Here is a 17,866-nt window from a genome sequence, read left to right as displayed (position 1 = left end):
ATATTTAATAAGCTAAATATATAAAAAAGCACCCTGGCTTAGGGGATGTTCAGAAATTTGTGCGTTTGTAACGAAATTTCCCACTTTGGATTAGCCATCACATAGTCGATGATCAATGGCGTAACTTCATTCCGCTTCGACCATTCCGGTTGCAAGTATAGTTTACAGGTAGGACTTACCGACTCGGCATATTTTTCTGCCCACATAAAGTCACTTTTGTTGAATACGATCACCTTAAGCTCGTTCGCAAGCGGTGTAATATCGGGCCGGGGTGCTTTAAACTTCTTTGGTGAAAGGCAAATCCAGTCCCAGGAACCTGACAATGGGTATGCACCGGAGGTTTCTATAAAGGTCAAGATCTTCTTTTCCTGCAGTTTTGCAGTCAAATAATCCATGTTGTAGATCAACGGTTCGCCACCGGTAATCACCACTGCACGCCCAGGATAGGTATCCGCTTTTGCTACAATTTCATCTGCATGGGTCAGGGGATGCGATTCCGCATCCCAGCTTTCCTTAACATCACACCAGTGGCAGCCTACATCGCAACCACCAAGGCGAATGAAATAGGCCGCCTTGCCAGTGTTGTAACCTTCACCTTGTATTGTGTAAAATTCTTCCATCAAAGGAAGCAACGTTCCGTCTGTCGGTATCTGATGCGCCATAATAAGCTGCAAAGTTAACAAAATAAATGCGCCCGGACTTTTAGTCCCGGGCGCAGTACATATTAATGACGCAGCAATGAAACTTGCCGGTCTAGTAGATCTCTTTTCTTGCTGAAGCGAGGGTGTTTTTCAATAACCCTACAATGGTCATCAATCCTACACCACCTGGCACCGGAGTGATCCAGGATGCCTTTTCCGCTACATTTTCAAAGTCAACATCACCATACAGCTTGTAACCTGATTTCGTTACATCTGATGTTTCGCGGTTAATACCGACGTCGATGATTATCGCACCAGGTTTAACCATATCCGCCGTCACAAAGTTCTTTTTCCCAATCGCAGCGATAATGATATCTGCCTGGAGCACAACTGATTTTAGATCTTTGGTTTTACTGTGTGTTAAAGTCACGGTACAGTTTCCAGGGCTAGCGTTTCGAGCCATGAGAATGCTCATCGGACTACCTACGATATTACTTCGTCCAACCACAACACAGTGCTTTCCTGTGGTATCGATATTATACGCCTGCAGCATCAACAAAATGCCATACGGCGTTGCCGGTATAAAGCAGGGTAGGTTACGCATCATCCTTCCAAGGTTTACAGGGTGGAAACCATCTACATCCTTGCGGTGATCTATAGTTTCAGTTACCTTTTCCGGATCAATATGTTTGGGCAAAGGAAGTTGAACAATCAAGCCGTCAACCTCAGGGTCAAGGTTTATCTTTCTTATTTGCTCAAGCAATGCTTCCTCGGTAACATCAACATCATAACGGATCAGTGACGATTTAAAACCCACCTTTTCACAGTTCTTCATTTTGCTGGCTACATAAGTTTCACTACCACCATCATTACCTACAAGGATGGCTACAAGGTGAGGCTTTCTGCCACTTTCTTCAAAAAAGCGTGCTGCTTCTTCGGCAATTTGATTTTTGATCTGCTCCGAGGCGTGTTTTCCGTCTAATAGTTGCATGTAATTTAAATAAGCTTAGTCTAGTTTAAGTACTGCCATGAATGCGGTTTGTGGAATCTCCACGTTACCCACCTGACGCATACGTTTCTTACCTTTTTTCTGTTTTTCCAGCAACTTACGTTTACGGGAAATATCACCACCATAACATTTTGCAGTAACATCTTTTCGCATTGCTTTCACGTTCTCCCTAGCAATTACCTTAGCACCAATTGACGCCTGTATTGCAATTTCAAACTGTTGTCTTGGAATTAACTCCCGCAACTTCTCGCAAATGCGTTTTCCGAAATCATAAGAATTGCTTCTGTGGATCAATGAAGATAATGCATCTACATGTTCACCATTTAACAAAATATCAAGACGAACCAGGTCAGATTGTCTGTAGCCAATCTGATGATAATCGAAAGAAGCATAACCTTTAGAGATTGTTTTCAATTTATCATAGAAATCAAATACGATTTCACCCATCGGCATCTCAAATACCAGCTCCACACGATCAGCAGTCAGATAAGACTGGTTAACGATGATACCACGTTTCTGAATACATAAAGACATTACCGGACCAACAAATTCTGCTTTAGTGATTATGTTCGCCTTGATAAACGGCTCCTGAACATACTCAAGTTTACTTGGGTCGGGAAGATCTGAAGGATTATTTACCTGAATTTCTTCATCTCTGGTGGTCTTTGCGATGTAAGATACGTTCGGAACCGTAGTGATCACGGTCATATCGAATTCGCGCTCAAGTCTTTCCTGAATAATTTCCATATGGAGCATACCAAGGAAACCGCAGCGGAAACCGAAACCTAGAGCCGCTGAACTCTCGGGTTCAAACACGATGGACGCATCGTTAAGCTGCAGTTTATGCATCGCTTCACGAAGTTCTTCGAACTCATCCGTGTCAACGGGGTAGATACCGGCGAATACCATGGGTTTCACCTCTTCAAATCCCTGAATACTTTCTAGTGAAGGACGTGCAACGTTGGTGATGGTATCGCCAACTTTTACCTCACGTGCTTCTTTGATACCAGATATAATATAACCTACATCACCGGTTTTTACCACCGGTTTAGGTAACATGTTTAATTTTAATACGCCAACTTCATCTGCCAGGTATTCTTTGTTGGTATTGATGAACTTTACTTTATCTCCTTTTTTGATCTCTCCATTTACAACTTTGTAGTAGGCAATAATACCTCTAAAAGAGTTAAATACAGAGTCAAAAATCAACGCTTGCAGCGGAGCTTCCGGATTACCAACGGGAGCGGGAATACGTTCAATGATCGCTTTTAAAATATCCGGGATACCCATACCCGTTTTGCCGGATGCAGGAATGATCTCTTCGCGCTTACAGCCTATCAGATCTACAATCTGATCTTTAACTTCCTCAGGCATTGCGCCCGGAAGGTCCATCTTGTTCAGGATCGGAATGATTTCCAGATCATGTTCTAAAGCAAGATAAAGGTTGGAAATGGTTTGTGCCTGTATGCCCTGGGAGGCATCAACGATTAATAATGCGCCTTCACAGGCAGCAATAGAACGGGATACCTCATAAGAGAAATCCACGTGTCCGGGTGTATCAATTAAATTTAGCACATATTCCTGCCCCTCAGCAATGAAGTTCATCTGAATGGCGTGACTTTTAATGGTAATACCGCGTTCACGCTCAAGATCCATGTTATCAAGCAGTTGAGCTTGTGCTTCCCGCTGGGTAATCGTATCTGTATATTCTAATAAACGGTCAGCTAAAGTGCTCTTGCCGTGGTCTATATGTGCAATTATGCAAAAATTACGTATGTGCTTCATCTTTGCGCAAATATAGGATTTTGCCCCGGTTATTTATAGGTAAATAATCTGCTGTAACGCTTGCGAATGCTTATTTAAGTTCAAATGCATCAGCATCTCTTAAAAATGGAAAGCTGCGTCTGTTTTTTACCAGCTCAGGGTAGGTGATGCTAAAGGTATAAAGGTCTTCATCTTCAGGCTTGTAGTACACGGTTCCGCCATTTGCATCCAGGCACATCGAATGCCCACTATGATAGATCTCATTACCGTCGTGACCCACCCGGTTCACCGCAATGACGTAGCACTGATTTTCAATTGCCCTTGCGGGTATCAGTGCCTTCCAATGTCCTGCACGTTTATCCGGCCAACTTGCAATTACGAGTAGGATGTCATACGCTGCATCCTTATTGCGGAGCCAGACCGGAAAACGAAGGTCATAACATATGGCCAACCGGATTTTCCAACCTTTCAGGTCAACGATCACTTGATCCTGACCTGCCGTATAGCCTTTATCTTCCTCAGCGAGGCTAAAAAGATGGTGTTTGTCGTACTTCTCGAAATTGCCGTCGGGCATCATCCAGATCATACGGTTATAGAATTTTCCTTCTTCTGAAATAATCAGGCTGCCTGTAACCACGCAATCATAGCGCTTTGCCGTATCTTTTAACCAGGTCATTGTTTTTCCGTCCATGCTTTCCGCAAGTACGGCGGCATTCATGCTGAAGCCCGTGTTAAACATTTCCGGTAAAACGATCAGATCTGTTTTTTCTTTAACCCCCAAGTTCAGGCGCAAGGACAAGTTCTGCAAGTTCTTGTCGGTATTCTCCCAAAAAAGGTAGGCCTGGAAAACTGTGACTTTTAGATTGTTTATGCTTAAGTAATCAGGACTTTCCATTTTTAAATTTTAATTAGAAGTGCATTAATTTTTCTACCGCCTGCTCAAGTGTTTCTTTCTTTTTTGCGAAGCAGAAACGTAGTGCATGGTGATCCGTATTCCTGATAAAGAATGCCGAGACCGGTACGCTGGCAACGCCATAATCTTTTACCAGCCTGGTTGCAAGTTCGACATCTGTTTCCTCGCTAAGATGGTCGAAGGTCACGCATTGAAAGTAGGATCCTTTACAAGGTAATAAATTAAAGCGTGTTTGACTCATCAGTGCCTGGAAGTGATCCCGCTTTTCCTGAAAGAAGCCTGCCAGATCAAGGTATTTTGATTCGTCTTGCAGGTATTCAGCAATTGCATATTGCACAGGTGTATGCACACTGAAAACACTAAACTGGTGTACTTTTCTAAACTCGCGCATCAGGTTTTCCGGTGCCAGACAATATCCAGCTTTCCAGCCTGTAGCATGCAGGACCTTTCCGAAAGAACCAACCAGGAAACTTCGTTCTTTTAACTCCGGATATGCCGCGATACTCAGGTGTTTTAAGCCGTCGTAAATAATATGCTCATATACCTCATCACTCAAAATCAATACGTCCGTACCCCTGGTTAGTTTGATCAAACACTGCATGTCATTGTCAGACAGCACACTGCCGGTTGGATTGTTCGGACTATTCAGAATGATCATCTTCGTGTTCGCACTGAAAAGCCGCTTCACAATATCCCAGTCAATTCCATAATCCGGGGGTACCATCTCGTAAGTCTTAACCAATCCGCCATGCATCCTTATTGCGGCAGCATAACTGTCGTATGCTGGCTCAAATATTATAACCTCATCACCAGGGTTGATGCAGGCAGCAATGGCAGAGAATAAAGCTTGCGTGCCTCCAGCCGTAATGGTTGCTTCTGTATCCGAGTTGTAGTCTGACTGATATAGACGATTGGTTTTTTCAGCTACCAGCGACCTCAAGGCGGGTACACCCGTCATTGGGGCATATTGATTGTAGCCCTTTTGCATATAGTCGGTCACCATTGCAATGAGCTTCGGATCCGTATCAAAGTCTGGAAATCCTTGAGATAGGTTTATTGCCTGATTTTCTTCTGCTAATTTCGTCATTACAGAGAAGATGGTATTGACTGTACCGGGTAGCTTAGAGTTAATAGGTATCATGTATTGCGAAAATAGCAAATCTCAGCGCAAAAAAAAGCCGGTCGAAACCGGCTGATCAAAATTGTGATACTATTTATGCATTTTGTACACTATCGTTTAAATCATCAGATGCCTGTTTGATATCTGTTTTTGCATCTTCCTTATAGGCCTTAAACTCCTGGTTTAAGTCACTCGCTTTCGATTTCACGCGCTCAACTGTACGATCTTTAAGGTCGGTTAGGTCATCTTTTCCCGCAACGATCTTTTCCTTTACAGATTGATATTTCTCCTTCAAATCTCCGGTCAGGTCATTCGCCTTGTCAGAGATCAGCGTTCTGGTTTCTTCTCCACTGCTTGGCGCGAATAATACACCTAACACTGCACCAACGGCAAGGCCGGTTAGCAGTGCAACTATAGCCTTAGAAGAATCTGACTCCTGAGAAACGCATTTGGATAACATTTTGTCGTATTTCATAATCGTTTGTTTTATTAATGATTAACAACACTTTACCCAATCTGTTTTCAAAAATGTTTAATTACTCTGCGGTGTCGTCGACGGCTATTTTGATCTCATGATCTGAAATCGTGATCAGCCGTTCTTTGTACAGCGCGCCAATGGTTTTCTTAAAAGCATTCTTACTGATCTTAAATCTATGATAGATGTCGTCCGGTGAGCTTTTGTCTCCAAGATGAATGATGCCGCCACTTTCCTTAAGTTCTTTATAAATGATGTCTTTGGAATCCAGGATATGGCTATAGCCCATTGGCTGCAGGCTCAGGTCAATCTTTCCTTCCACACGGATTTTCTTTATCCAGCCCTTCCTTACTTCTCCAGGTTGCAGTTCATCAAACAGTTCATTTGCATATAGCAGCCCGATATATCTATTGTCGATAATAGCATTGAAGCCGAGGTCAGAGCGATCTACGATCAACAAACTCACTTCATCACCTTCCTCCAGATCTATATCCTCTTCCTCCACAAAGTTGGTTAGGCGCGACGAAGCCAACATCCGGTCATTACTTTCATCCAGATATACATAAACGACATGCTTATCACCTTTAAACATGGGACGTTTTTGTTCCCGCTGAGGTACATAAACATCCTTGCCAATGCCAAGATCCATAAATACGCCGTCGCCAGCCTCGTCAACTACACTCAGATACGCGAAATCGCCAACACAGGCCAAGGGGCGACGGGTAGTGGCCACCAGACTCCCATCTTTGTGGATGTACACGAAAACATTGATGATGTCGCCAATTTCAAAGTTTGCAGGAACCTCCGTATAGTTTAATAAGGCTTCTTTATCGCCGTCTGTTAAGATCAGTCCCTTTTCTGTTTTACCCGAAATCCTTAGATCATTGTATTGTCCGATTGCTATCATGCTGCAAAGATAATTATTTATTATGGCCTTGTTCAACCTGCTTAAAGATGGCCACCATATCTTCTTCGCCAAATCCACTTTCGATAGCAGCTTGGAGCGTATGTGCCAATGTCAGTCCAGCAGGGGATTGTAGCCCTAGGTCTTCTGCCAGTCTGATGTCTTTACGCAGCAGCTTCAACGCAAATGCCGGACTGAAATCACGGTTCACAATGTTTGTGGTTTTGATCTTCGTAATGCCACTTCCAACGGCACTTTCATTGATCAGCGGGAGTAAGGCTGCCGGTTCAATGCCATGTTGCGCTGCAAAGACCACGGATTCCGAAAGCCCCTGCATGGTGATGCCGAGAAACAGGTTAATGGCGAGCTTGGCAACGTTGCCTGATCCATGATCGCCCAAAAGGGTTGCCGACTTGCCGAGTGCCAGCAGTATAGGTTTGATCTTCTCGAAGACCTCGGCTTTTCCTCCTGCCATGATCACCAGCTGCGCATCGGTAGCAGGTTTAACACTTCCGGATACCGGTGCATCGACATAGTCGATGCCAGCAGACGCTGCCTCGCTGGCAAGCTGCCTGCTGGTTTCAGGTGCAACCGTGCTCATATCGATAACAACAAGATCTTTCTCAGGACTGGCTTTAAAGACGCCTTTTTCACCGGTATATACGCCCTTAACGGCATTGTCATCACTAAGCATGCTGATGATGACATCTGCATCCGGCAGTAGATCGGCAGGCGTTTCCACAGCCTGAATGCCCTGCTCGGTAGCGAAATCTTTTGCCTTACTTTCATTCCGGTTGTAAACCTTTACTTCGAAACCTGCTTTGATCAGATTTCTCACCATTGGTACACCCATATTCCCCAGTCCAATAAATCCAATTTTCATATTCTTTTCCATTGCCAGTTAATTTGCTTCTTACAAGTAATAATTTACCCCTTCTGTTTGGCTTAAATCATAAAGGGCACATAAATAGGTATAAAAATTGACAGGAAACAAAAATTGATAAATTTGCCCCATGATTTCTAAAACTACCCAGCGTATATTCCTCAGTTTGTTCTTTTTTCTCTCTGGATTTAGTTTCTCCACCTGGGCCTCGAGGATTCCCACCATTAAGATGGCCTTCGATCTTAATGATGCAGAACTCGGTTCTATTTTGCTTGCTATGCCAATTGGTTCCTTACTCGGACTGCCGATCTCCGGCTGGCTCGTATCGAAATACAATAGTAGGGTACCATTAATTATTGGCTTTGCGTTGAACACCTTTGCGCTTGCGCTGATTGGCTTTTCACATAATGTATTTACCCTGGTAGTAGCAGTTTTGTTGTTCTCCTTCACCACCCGGATCTACAACATTTCAGTAAATACACAGGCCATTTCCCTGCAAAAGTTTTATGAGCATAAGATCATGGGATCCTTTCATGGATTCTGGAGCACCGGTGGCATTTTCGGTATCCTGTTCTCGACATTGATGTTGAACCTTGGCACTTCGATACAGACGCACTTCATCATGGTTGGTGTTGTCGCGCTGATACTGACCCTTGTATCGTACCAGTATCTGCTGAAAAATGACCGTGCGGAAAAAGGGAACAAGATCATCTTAGGTAAGCCGGATCCCTACATATTTTATTTGGGCGTGGTGGCTTTTCTCTCCGCGATATGCGAAGGGGGCATGTTCGACTGGAGTGGAATTTATTTCCAGCAGATCCTGCACGTTGAAATTTTTACTTACGGATATTTGATCTTTATGACGTTTATGGCCGCTTCGCGGTTTTTGTCCGACAAGATCATTGCCATCATCGGTATGCCGAACACCTATATCATGAGTGCTTTATGCGTGGTGACTGGTATCGCCATGGCGGTGATTATTCCAACTTTTTGGACGGCCATGATCGGTTTCTCACTCGTGGGTTTCGGTACTGCCGCCGTTATTCCAATGTCCTATGCGCTTGCTGGGGCATCCCGGAAGTATTCACCAGGGATGGCTGTCTCCATCATCGCAACCTACTCAATCACTGGCATGCTGCTAGGGCCACCCTTAATCGGTTACCTTGCCCATGCATTTAACCTTCGGGTATCTTTCGTAATCTTCGGCATATGCGGGTTGATGCTTATTCCGGTGTCCAAACTGTTCTTTAAGCATAAGAAAACGCTTGAAGTTGCTGAAGCATAATTTCACCTAAATCTAACCCTAAACTTTTATGAAGTATCCATTCACTCGATCGGTTGATGTTAAAGATGTTTATTTCGGTACGGAAGTCAGCGATCCTTTTCGTTGGCTCGAAGATGATCAATCCGACGAAACAAAGGCCTGGGTAATTGAGCAGAATAAATGTACAAACGATTACCTCGACAAGATTCCTTTTCGGGCAGCAATCCAGGAGCGGTTGTTCAAATTGATGGACTACGAAAAATTCTCCCAGCCCTTTAAAGAAGGTAAATACACTTATTTCTACAGGAATACAGGTTTGCAGAACCAGAGTGTGCTTTACAGACAGCGCTCAGCTGATGAAGAAGCAGAGGTATTTATTGATCCTAATACCTTTTCTGCAGATGCGAGTGATGCTCTTGCAGGCATTAGTTTTTCTAAAGATGGCAGTTTAGCCGCCTACCGGATTTCCAAAGGCGGATCCGATTGGACCAGGGTTGTGGTCATCGATACGGAAACGAAGCAGCCGACGGGTGATGTCATACACAATGTGAAATTCTCCGGTATCGCCTGGTATGGCAACACTGGATTTTATTATAGTACTTACGAGCAGCCGAGGGATGGAAGTCAGCTTTCTGCGAGAACGGATCAACATAAGCTGTATTTTCATGAATTGGGTAAAACGCAAGAGGAGGATCAGCTGATTTTTGGAGATCAGGTTCAGCGGAGATATATTGGTGCTGGGGTAACAGAAGATGAGCGATATCTGGTAATCTCTGCAGCGAACACCACCTCCGGAAATGAACTTTACATTAAAGACCTGTCTCAGCCGGAAGCTGCGATTGTAACGGTCATTGACAATCTAGAGAAAAACCATGAAGTGCTTCTTCATGAAAATGGTAAACTATACATCTATACAAATCTCCATGCGGCTAACGGTCGTATCGTCACCGTTGATCCACAGCAGCCAGGTCCTGAGCATTGGCAGGGGCTGATTCCTGAGACGGAGAACGTACTGACGCCATCCACCGGAGCTGGAAAGATCTTCGCTAACTATTTAAAGGATGCCATTTCTATGGTACAGCAGTACAGCCTTGATGGTATTCTGGAAAAGGAAATTGAACTTCCCGGGCCAGGTACCGCAGTCGGTTTTCATAGCAAAAATGAGGAGACGACACTATATTATACCTTCACTTCCTATATTTTTCCAGCTACGATTTTCAGCTACAATGTGCTTACCGGGCAGTCCGAACTCTACCGGAAGTCTGGTGTAGACTTTGACCCTTCGGGTTATGAATCAAACCAGGTGTTCTATACTTCTAAGGATGGAACTAGGGTTCCAATGATCATTACACATAAAAAGGGATTGGAGCGGAACGGCAAAAATCCAACGGTGGTGTATGGTTATGGTGGCTTCAATGTTAATCTGACACCTGCCTTCAGTAATTCAATTGTCGTGCTTTTGGAACAGGGAGCGGTTTATGCGGTGGCCAACCTGAGAGGTGGGGGCGAGTATGGCGACGATTGGCATCTCGCCGGTACTAAGATGAACAAGCAGCATGTTTTTGATGATTTTATTGCGGCGGCGGAATACCTGATTGCCGGGCAGTACACCTCTTCGGATTACCTGGCCAGCATGGGTGGCTCAAATGGCGGGCTGTTGGTTGCTGCGACCATGGCACAGCGTCCGGAACTCTTCAAGGTGGCCTTACCAGCAGTGGGTGTGTTAGATATGTTGCGATATCATCAGTTTACTGCAGGCGCAGGATGGAGCTATGACTATGGCACAGCGTCTGATTCTAAAGAGATGTTCGAATACCTGTATCAATATAGTCCGCTGCATGCCCTGAAGGAAGGTGTTGCTTATCCAGCAACTTTCGTCACGACCGGTGACCATGATGATCGCGTTGTACCGGCACATAGTTTCAAATTTATCGCCAGACTGCAGCAGGTACAATCTGCCGAGGCACCAGTATTAATCAGGATCGAAACAAACGCCGGACATGGTGCAGGCAAGCCTATGGATAAGGTAATCGCCGAGATCGCTGATAAATGGGCTTTTATGTTCCAGGTGATGGGCCTGCAATGGCGTTGACCCGCCCTTAACCCGCCCTCCAGCCGCCCTCTAACCGGGGTTGAACCGCCTAAAGCTGGATCAACACCGGTTAGAGGGCCTGATGAGGCTTCGTTAATGTGCTGGAAGATTCAAATCTTAGCGGTTGGTAATCACCTGCAGTTTCAATGGCTGCTGAAGTTCAGTCGGGTTTGACATTCCCGCAGCGACGATACTGTACATTTTTCCAGCGGTAAGTATCACATTTTTTAGCGTTGCTAAAACCTGCCCGGTTGACTTACTTTTAATCACTAAATTGTATGGTTTAGGATCAATACTCATAAATTCACTAGCTGCCTTGAACGCTTTGTCTGCCACGAGTGTGGAGCCGCTGTCAATAGCAAGGTCTAGATTTCCCGCATTAGGTGATACATTGACGAACCTCACAAAGGCCTTCTCCGCTGAATTAAGCGATAGATCGTCTTGAAGCAGTAGACCTGAAAGGTTTGGTACATCGTTGATTAGAAAATAGGTATAAGCCTTATCTGCTTCCAGGTTAGTCGTTTCGGTGTAAACACTCTCGACACTGCTGGCCGTGGTAAATTTTAATGCATTTGCCCCCGGCGTGATATTGAAATACGGTGAGATAGAGCCAAGGAAGGGTAGAGCACCTTTCGTGTTGACCGGTGCGCTCGTATTATTGATATACACATTGTAAGTACCATAATTTGGAGCAGCATTGACGACCATCAATCCTGAAATTGAAGGGATTTCTGTTTCATCCTTCGAGCAGGAGCTAAAGGATAATGCAAACGCAGTAAGCAATAGAATAGCCGCAATCTGGCTGATCTTGTTCGGGTAAAGCTTGGTAAAAATCTTCATCTGTTTTTTTTTGTTTAAAAATGTATTCTCGAGTAGCTGCTTTTAATACGCAGCAAGCCCGGTAAATGCTACAGGCAAATATTTAAATTTCCAGCTTATCGCTAAGTTAAAAAACGTTAAATGATTGTTTAGGTAGATTAATAAATGACCAAAAGCTTATCTGCAAGAAATTAATGGTAGAGAACTGAATTCGTAAAGGCATGATTATCCGCAACTTTCGGCGGGACTAAATTTTTTTTAAATTTTTTTCTTAGTGTATTTTGTACACTAAGAAAAACCTTCTATATTTGTATCAGCAAACAAGGTAAAAAAACCTTAAGAATTTGAAATTACAAACCCTGGTGCTGCATTGATCATCAATCATTACATCAGGACTTAAAGGAAAACCCGTTCATACAGGTTTATATTTGGTTAGAAAAGGGATGCGTCTGGATGGAGCAACCCTTTCTTTTTTTTAGCCCTTTTTGCAAAAAAAAAACGCCATATGATTATGGCGTTCGTTTAAGTTTACAGGTTTTTACCTGAGATTTCACTTGCATCAGACTGGTTCTCTATTTCTGCATTATTTTGCTCCTGAAAGGTATCGCTTCTTTCAGTTGGATGAACATCTCCGATAATGTTGTCTGATTGTTCTACTTGCTCTGCCGGTTTTTGATTATCATCCGTAATCTGCTGGCCCTCCTTTGGTTGGTGCTGGTCATTATTTTCGATATTTTCCATAGGTTCTGTTTTTTATTAATTCAACAAGCATGAAGCCGTATTGTTTAGGTACAGTTCGGGCCACGAGATTGTCAGAATCGGTCAACTGTGATATTCAACATTGACTTTGACTTAAAAGGTAAGAAGCAAAGCATATATTTGTTGCTTATATCTATATCACTTCCAGAATTAATGCAATATGACTCGATCTCCTGGCAACGTGCCTGGGAGTACCCTGCTTTTCGTGTTAAGCTAATTTCAGGCTTAATTATCCTCGCCGGAATACTGGTGTTTGTCCCCGACTTCTTCCTCTACATACAAGTTCGCGAAGGTATAATACTCAACGACTGGGTGCTTAACGCATTTCCGGTCAGCGATGTTTCTCCCTACATATTTCTGATGCTTTATCCTTTCATGGCATTGATGATCTGGCGTATGGTTGAAAAAACTGTCTTTTGCATTACCGGGTTGTGGGCCTACATATTTCTGTGTCTCGGTCGGATGATCACTATTTATCTAATTCCACTTGAACCGCCGATCGGTATTCTGCATCTGGAAGATCCCTTTTCTGTATTCTTCTATGGCACCGAACTGATCACCAAAGATCTGTTCTTTTCGGGCCATACTGCCACTTTATTCCTCATTGCACTTTGCCTGGAGCAGAAATGGGAAAAGTATCTTGCTTTTGCTGCTACTGCTGTGCTTGCCGTATTACTCATGGTTCAGCGTGTGCATTATACGGCCGACATCCTTGCTGCACCGGTATTTAGTTATTTATTCTGGTTGCTGGGGAAACGCATCGCAAAGATTTAGCCTCATATACGCCCGCTTCTTTGATATCTACGGTAGGTAATTACCTGATCTTCAATATAGAGGAGTTTTGTTTTGCTGTGGATTAAACTTTGATACAGCTCTTGTAAATCAAGGTATTATGACGCAATCGAGCAAGAAAACCGCATACTGGGTTTTGGGCATACTTTTGTTCTTGGGCTTAGGAGGCTATTTGGGATGGAGATATGTGAAAGATGATCTATCGAAGCCGAATTCTAAGGTGGAACGCAAGCTAAGTGAAACGTTTGTAGATATGATTACTGAAGCAAGCGACAGCTTGTACCGCGTCTCATTTTCCAGGTTTGACATCAACCTGGATTCCGGAACGGGGAGGATCAACGATTTTAAACTGATTCCCGACAGTGCTGTACTTGCAAGGCTTGTTAAAGCAAATCGTGCTCCCAATAACGTGCTCCATATGAATGTAGGCACGATGGTAATGTCTGGCCTAAAAATCGCTCGTGGACAGCAGGGCATGCGCATGAATATGGCACGTATGCTGATAGACAGTGCAGATATCCGGGTTCATAACAAGCTTCATACGTACAACAACTCGCGGGCAGAGGAGAAGCCTGGTCGTTTGTTTTCGCTTGTAGAAAGCCTGCTTAAGATGTCAAATATTCAAAGTACATCAATGCGGGATCTAACCTTTGTCTATGTTAATCAAAACGATGATGAACCGAAACGCACGGCAATCAAAAACATCAATGTAGACCTTTCCGGTCTTACCGCCGAAGAAAGAGATTCCGCAGGGCAAAAAGGTACCCTTGTTCGGGTGAAAGCCTACCGACTGGCAACGCGTGACAGCCTGTATTACCTTCAGGCAAACGATATCGCTTTTCTTCCGGATAGCAGAAAGGCTACCATCAAACGATTGGAGCTTACACCAAGGCTAAGCCGGAAGGCCTTCTATCAAAAGGTGAAACATGCGAAGGAGCGGGTTTACATTTTGAAAAAAGACCTGGCAATGCACAGGATTGATCTGGACCGTATACTGGAAAAACAGCAACTGCATATTGGGCGTATGGATGTCGGATACAGCCTGGTAGAGGTTTATAATAACTACAACTATACCCGGAGATTGCGCGAACGGCGATCCAACCCATATCCAAACCAACAGTTACAGCTGCTGGCATTTGATTTAACCATTGATACGATGCGCATCCGGAATGCTGATACTTATTTTAAGGTGTTGGCGATGAAGTCAGACAAACTTTCCAGCCTGGATATCAATAACTGTGTTGGTGAGATCTACAACATCACCAACAACAAGGAGGCGATTGCTGCAAATAAGTTTATGTCGGCCTCAATGCGCTACAAGACGATGGGCGCAGCATCAACTAAGGCTGATATGAAATTCAATCTGGCTGATCCCAATGGGGCTTTCAGTTATACTGCACGTATGGGCGCCGTAGACGCCAGGGTAATGAACCGCTTTGCCAGACCCTATGCACTGATGGCGGTGAAGTCTGGAAAGATCAACAAAATGTACTTCCATATTGATGCTAATGAACAGCATGCCAAGGGAAAGGTCGATCTTTATTATCAGGACATGAAATATGCCGTATTAAAGAAGGATGACGAAAACGACGTAATTAAAGAGCGAAAGCTCGTTTCTGCGCTGAGCAACATGATGCTTCCGAACGACAACCCTACAAAGGGAGGGAAGTTCAAGAAAGGGCCCATCAACATCAATCGTCCGCCAGACATGTCCTTCTTCGGCCTATTGTCTAAAGCGATGCTTGATGGGATGAGTTCTAGTACAACAGGAATGGAACAGCATAAGAAACAGCCGGAAAGCAACATCATTCTTGAAGCCGGAGAAGCGATTACAGGTGGTTCAGGAAAAAAGGCTGAAAAAAAGCAGGGGTAATCAGCTGTTACAGGTCGACCTTAAACTTCGCACGTAGTCCCCATTTCGGCACATCCGGATGATCAAGGTAGTTGAAACGCCTTACTAGATCCAGTCGTAGGAACTTGAAAACATTACCCAAGCCAACGCTACCTTCTACATAGGGTACATTGCCAAAAGTGTAGGTTGTTTTTTGCCCAAGTGTATTTGTTTGAAACTGCAATAGGGAGCGGTCGAGGTCAGGATTGTTTTCATCCCGAACGCCACCGTATACGGCTTTTAAGGAGGCATGCTCACGCAGTTGAAGACGTTTTATCAGTGGTATCTTGTTGAGGAAAAAACCACCGAAACCATGGTCGATGTTAATACTCGCATAGTGATCGCTTACAAATTCCAGGAAGTTCATCATGTTGAAAGCATTGATCTGATAGGCATAACTTTGATTGGCCTTGTGGATGGCTAGCAGGGGATAGGGTACTTTGTTGAATATGTAGCCACCTTCAACTTTAAGATCCGTGATGCCCAGTTGGGACAGATAGAACCGCTTGTCGAGGGTGCCGGAAAGGTTGTGGTAGCTATATTGGCCGCCAAGCAGTCCTTTAAACCCTGCTGCGTAGCGGAGGTTAAAGATCGGATATTTATTGTTTACCGCCACCCGGCTGCGTTTACCCTGATAAAACTTCTCCTGAGGGGCGTACCGCATGGAAAGGTTGAATTCGGTACTTGTAATTGCATCCAGGGTTTCGTTGTTGCCGTTGAAATATCGTAGCGCCATCGCTGGCCTTTGTGTCCATCGTCTGAAGCCCAGGTTGAATGAGAATCTATTTTCAAATTCCTGCACGTACTCGAATTTGTAAAAGTCGTTGTACAAGAAGCGGTTGTTCACACCCCGTCTGAAGGAGGATATAAAGTCGTCTTCGGTATTGCCTCTTAGTTCCCGGCCTGGCGCATAGGTGTCGCGCTGGACGCTTGCACGCAAGAAGCTTTGTGGATAGGTGTAAATTGATTTATTGTTCAGCGAATAGGCAACACTTGCAAGTCCTTTCCAGCGTTCGTCATTAACTCCATAACCGACATAACCTTCCAGGAAGTACCGTGTGCTGAATGCCGTGGTTGTTCGTCCGCCAAGACGTAGCTTCAAACCTTCTAAGCTGTTGAAACCGTAAAAGGTATAAATCGGACCAACTTCGAACAAGCCGGCATTATAATAGCCATTGAACAGAATGCCGGCAACGGTCATCACTCTTTTGAAAGGTTTACTCTTCCCAAGAGAATCAATGTTTCGGTATATCTTTAAGGTTGAATCGGGTACCTGCTCTAAGCGGTTTTGAGACCAAAAGACATCAGACCGATTATACGCCCCGGGAGCTACGGCGAGCTTTTTTCCGGAGAAAACACTGTCCGTGTTAGGAATTTGGGTTTCAAGTTGATCGATCACTTGCGTTCGCTGTCCGGTAAATCCGCGGCCTCTTTGCTGGCTGATGCCAAAATCCACGATCATATTGCTTTTATGCAGGTAATATTTCCGATCCGGCATTTGACTGAATTCCTGACTAAGCTCCACACCGCGAACGAAATTCAGGTTCGCCTTGTTGCTGATGGTGATGAATGCTTTACTTATAGCATAGCTGCCGTCATCCGCAATATACAGCTTCCCATTCAGTAGTAGGTCAGCAGGGTTCCTTGGCATAAAGGATAATTCAATTAGCCTTGATGTAGCGGTGTTTATGGTGTCTGTAATAAAGAATTTATAGAAGGAGGGGGCTAAGGATGCAATTGGACTCAGAAACTGGGTCGTTGCAATCAATATATTATTGTCGTAAAGATCTACATCCTCATACATTCTTTCCAGGTAGTTTGCGAGCCCCTGGTTATCGATCACAAGGCTGTCGAACTTAACCTGCTTATTGGCCAACAGTACAGTTTTGTCCAGGTCTGGATTTTTGTGCTGGTATTTCTGACTGAGCTTCTCCTGGAGGTAAATTGGCAGCAACAACTTTCCGCCGATGCGACTGGAATCTTGTGTTTGAAATAGATATTGGTAGTTTCGGAAGATCTTCTTGTTCCGGTAGTTTGCGTTGAGGTTGCTTAAGGATACCTGTAACCGGTCATAATGTCTATAACTAAGTTGCGGAAAGTTTTCCATCCGGTTAAGCTCTTTATGCGCGATCACCTTCTGGATGAGCTCCACGGCCGGGTTATCCTTATTACGGTAGCGCCCGTGTTTTGCGGTAGTAATGTCTACCTGGTTAAGGCTTTGCGTATCTTCAGCTAAGCGGATGTTAACGACCTGCTCGGTGCCAGGCTTGATATTGATACTTAGGCTTTTATATCCAATATAGTGAAATTGAACTTTAGCTGCTGTAGATGGTCCGGCGATCTCGTATTTGCCCTGGTTGTTTGTCTTTGTTGCTGCCGGTGTTCCAGTAAGGGATACGGTTACGTAGGGCATAGGGCGACCTGTAGAAGCTTCTGTGACCGTTCCTGAAACCTTTGTTGTTTGGGAAAAGAGGCTTCCGGAAAAGAGAATCAGCAGGAAGGTTAAAGTAGTAATATGCTTAACCTGGATAAACACCATT

The 17,866-nt window shown here is 44.3% G+C and carries 15 protein-coding genes; 4 read left to right on the top strand and 11 right to left on the bottom strand.

All coding sequences use genetic code 11. The annotated features are described in order from the left end of the window. Window positions 1-38: 38 nt before the first annotated feature. The 8 genes from ACTHQF_RS08200 to ACTHQF_RS08165 form a co-directional block, all read right to left on the bottom strand. Window positions 39-662 carry a 7-carboxy-7-deazaguanine synthase QueE gene (locus ACTHQF_RS08200; RefSeq protein WP_440429583.1) on the bottom strand — a complete coding sequence of 208 codons (624 nt, stop codon included), beginning with the start codon at window positions 660-662 and terminating at the stop codon, window positions 39-41. 91 nt (window positions 663-753) lie between these two features. Beyond that, window positions 754-1,632, bottom strand: coding sequence for a bifunctional 5,10-methylenetetrahydrofolate dehydrogenase/5,10-methenyltetrahydrofolate cyclohydrolase (locus ACTHQF_RS08195; RefSeq protein ID WP_440429582.1), 879 nt, complete (start codon window positions 1,630-1,632; stop codon window positions 754-756). Between the two features lie 15 nt (window positions 1,633-1,647). Beyond that, the gene (gene lepA / locus ACTHQF_RS08190; RefSeq protein WP_440429581.1) at window positions 1,648-3,435 is read right to left on the bottom strand and encodes a translation elongation factor 4; all 1,788 of its coding nucleotides are present in this window, start codon (window positions 3,433-3,435) and stop codon (window positions 1,648-1,650) included. Between the two features lie 70 nt (window positions 3,436-3,505). Then, window positions 3,506-4,309, bottom strand: a complete 804-nt coding sequence (locus tag ACTHQF_RS08185) for a nitrilase family protein (RefSeq protein ID WP_440429580.1) — start codon at window positions 4,307-4,309, stop codon at window positions 3,506-3,508. Window positions 4,310-4,322: 13 nt separating this feature from the next. Continuing rightward, a complete protein-coding gene (locus ACTHQF_RS08180; protein WP_440429579.1) occupies window positions 4,323-5,468 on the bottom strand; it encodes a methionine aminotransferase in 1,146 nt (381 codons plus the stop codon). 73 nt (window positions 5,469-5,541) lie between these two features. Next, window positions 5,542-5,922, bottom strand: coding sequence for a YtxH domain-containing protein (locus tag ACTHQF_RS08175; RefSeq protein WP_440429578.1), 381 nt, complete (start codon window positions 5,920-5,922; stop codon window positions 5,542-5,544). A 61-nt stretch (window positions 5,923-5,983) separates the two neighbouring features. After that, window positions 5,984-6,829: a CvfB family protein gene (locus ACTHQF_RS08170; protein ID WP_440429577.1), complete on the bottom strand. Its 846-nt coding sequence runs from the start codon at window positions 6,827-6,829 to the stop codon at window positions 5,984-5,986. Between the two features lie 13 nt (window positions 6,830-6,842). Next, window positions 6,843-7,721: an NAD(P)-dependent oxidoreductase gene (locus ACTHQF_RS08165; RefSeq protein ID WP_440429576.1), complete on the bottom strand. Its 879-nt coding sequence runs from the start codon at window positions 7,719-7,721 to the stop codon at window positions 6,843-6,845. 118 nt (window positions 7,722-7,839) lie between these two features. Between ACTHQF_RS08165 and ACTHQF_RS08160 the strand changes: the two genes are divergently transcribed. Both ACTHQF_RS08160 and ACTHQF_RS08155 read left to right on the top strand, forming a co-directional pair. After that, on the top strand, window positions 7,840-8,994 hold the full coding sequence (locus ACTHQF_RS08160; RefSeq protein ID WP_440429575.1) for an MFS transporter: 1,155 nt from the start codon (window positions 7,840-7,842) through the stop codon (window positions 8,992-8,994). A 28-nt stretch (window positions 8,995-9,022) separates the two neighbouring features. Next, on the top strand, window positions 9,023-11,065 hold the full coding sequence (locus ACTHQF_RS08155; RefSeq protein WP_440429574.1) for a prolyl oligopeptidase family serine peptidase: 2,043 nt from the start codon (window positions 9,023-9,025) through the stop codon (window positions 11,063-11,065). Window positions 11,066-11,182: 117 nt separating this feature from the next. On the opposite strand, the gene ACTHQF_RS08150 is transcribed toward ACTHQF_RS08155, so the two are convergent. Beyond that, window positions 11,183-11,905 (bottom strand): DUF4397 domain-containing protein, encoded by a 723-nt coding sequence (locus tag ACTHQF_RS08150; protein ID WP_440429573.1) that lies wholly within the window; start codon window positions 11,903-11,905, stop codon window positions 11,183-11,185. Between the two features lie 507 nt (window positions 11,906-12,412). Further along, window positions 12,413-12,625 (bottom strand): hypothetical protein, encoded by a 213-nt coding sequence (locus ACTHQF_RS08145; protein ID WP_440429572.1) that lies wholly within the window; start codon window positions 12,623-12,625, stop codon window positions 12,413-12,415. 171 nt (window positions 12,626-12,796) lie between these two features. On the opposite strand from ACTHQF_RS08145, the gene ACTHQF_RS08140 reads away from it, so the two are divergent. Both ACTHQF_RS08140 and ACTHQF_RS08135 read left to right on the top strand, forming a co-directional pair. Next, complete coding sequence (locus ACTHQF_RS08140) at window positions 12,797-13,417, top strand: phosphatase PAP2-related protein (protein ID WP_440429571.1); 621 nt, start codon at window positions 12,797-12,799, stop codon at window positions 13,415-13,417. 118 nt (window positions 13,418-13,535) lie between these two features. Further along, the gene (locus ACTHQF_RS08135) at window positions 13,536-15,308 is read left to right on the top strand and encodes a hypothetical protein (protein ID WP_440429570.1); all 1,773 of its coding nucleotides are present in this window, start codon (window positions 13,536-13,538) and stop codon (window positions 15,306-15,308) included. A 7-nt stretch (window positions 15,309-15,315) separates the two neighbouring features. Here ACTHQF_RS08135 and ACTHQF_RS08130 read toward each other — a convergent pair whose 3' ends face one another. Then, window positions 15,316-17,865: a DUF5686 family protein gene (locus ACTHQF_RS08130; protein ID WP_440429569.1), complete on the bottom strand. Its 2,550-nt coding sequence runs from the start codon at window positions 17,863-17,865 to the stop codon at window positions 15,316-15,318. Window position 17,866 lies beyond the last annotated feature (1 nt).

The sequence above is a fragment of the Pedobacter sp. SAFR-022 genome (assembly GCF_051965375.1).
Classification (GTDB): domain Bacteria; phylum Bacteroidota; class Bacteroidia; order Sphingobacteriales; family Sphingobacteriaceae; genus Pedobacter.
This window is presented reverse-complemented; position numbering and strand designations above follow the sequence as displayed.

Excerpts from the sequence above, each read along its gene's own strand:
- ACTHQF_RS08170 (WP_440429577.1), bottom strand. The coding sequence starts at position 6,829 with ATGATAGCAATCGGACAATACAATGATCTAAGGATTTCGGGTAAAACA.
- ACTHQF_RS08195 (WP_440429582.1), bottom strand. The coding sequence starts at position 1,632 with ATGCAACTATTAGACGGAAAACACGCCTCGGAGCAGATCAAAAATCAA.
- ACTHQF_RS08200 (WP_440429583.1), bottom strand. The coding sequence starts at position 662 with ATGGCGCATCAGATACCGACAGACGGAACGTTGCTTCCTTTGATGGAA.
- lepA (WP_440429581.1), bottom strand. The coding sequence starts at position 3,435 with ATGAAGCACATACGTAATTTTTGCATAATTGCACATATAGACCACGGC.
- ACTHQF_RS08175 (WP_440429578.1), bottom strand. The coding sequence starts at position 5,922 with ATGAAATACGACAAAATGTTATCCAAATGCGTTTCTCAGGAGTCAGAT.
- ACTHQF_RS08185 (WP_440429580.1), bottom strand. The coding sequence starts at position 4,309 with ATGGAAAGTCCTGATTACTTAAGCATAAACAATCTAAAAGTCACAGTT.
- ACTHQF_RS08145 (WP_440429572.1), bottom strand. The coding sequence starts at position 12,625 with ATGGAAAATATCGAAAATAATGACCAGCACCAACCAAAGGAGGGCCAG.
- ACTHQF_RS08160 (WP_440429575.1), top strand. The coding sequence starts at position 7,840 with ATGATTTCTAAAACTACCCAGCGTATATTCCTCAGTTTGTTCTTTTTT.
- ACTHQF_RS08150 (WP_440429573.1), bottom strand. The coding sequence starts at position 11,905 with ATGAAGATTTTTACCAAGCTTTACCCGAACAAGATCAGCCAGATTGCG.
- ACTHQF_RS08165 (WP_440429576.1), bottom strand. The coding sequence starts at position 7,721 with ATGGAAAAGAATATGAAAATTGGATTTATTGGACTGGGGAATATGGGT.
- ACTHQF_RS08140 (WP_440429571.1), top strand. The coding sequence starts at position 12,797 with ATGCAATATGACTCGATCTCCTGGCAACGTGCCTGGGAGTACCCTGCT.
- ACTHQF_RS08155 (WP_440429574.1), top strand. The coding sequence starts at position 9,023 with ATGAAGTATCCATTCACTCGATCGGTTGATGTTAAAGATGTTTATTTC.
- ACTHQF_RS08180 (WP_440429579.1), bottom strand. The coding sequence starts at position 5,468 with ATGATACCTATTAACTCTAAGCTACCCGGTACAGTCAATACCATCTTC.
- ACTHQF_RS08130 (WP_440429569.1), bottom strand. The coding sequence starts at position 17,865 with ATGGTGTTTATCCAGGTTAAGCATATTACTACTTTAACCTTCCTGCTG.
- ACTHQF_RS08135 (WP_440429570.1), top strand. The coding sequence starts at position 13,536 with ATGACGCAATCGAGCAAGAAAACCGCATACTGGGTTTTGGGCATACTT.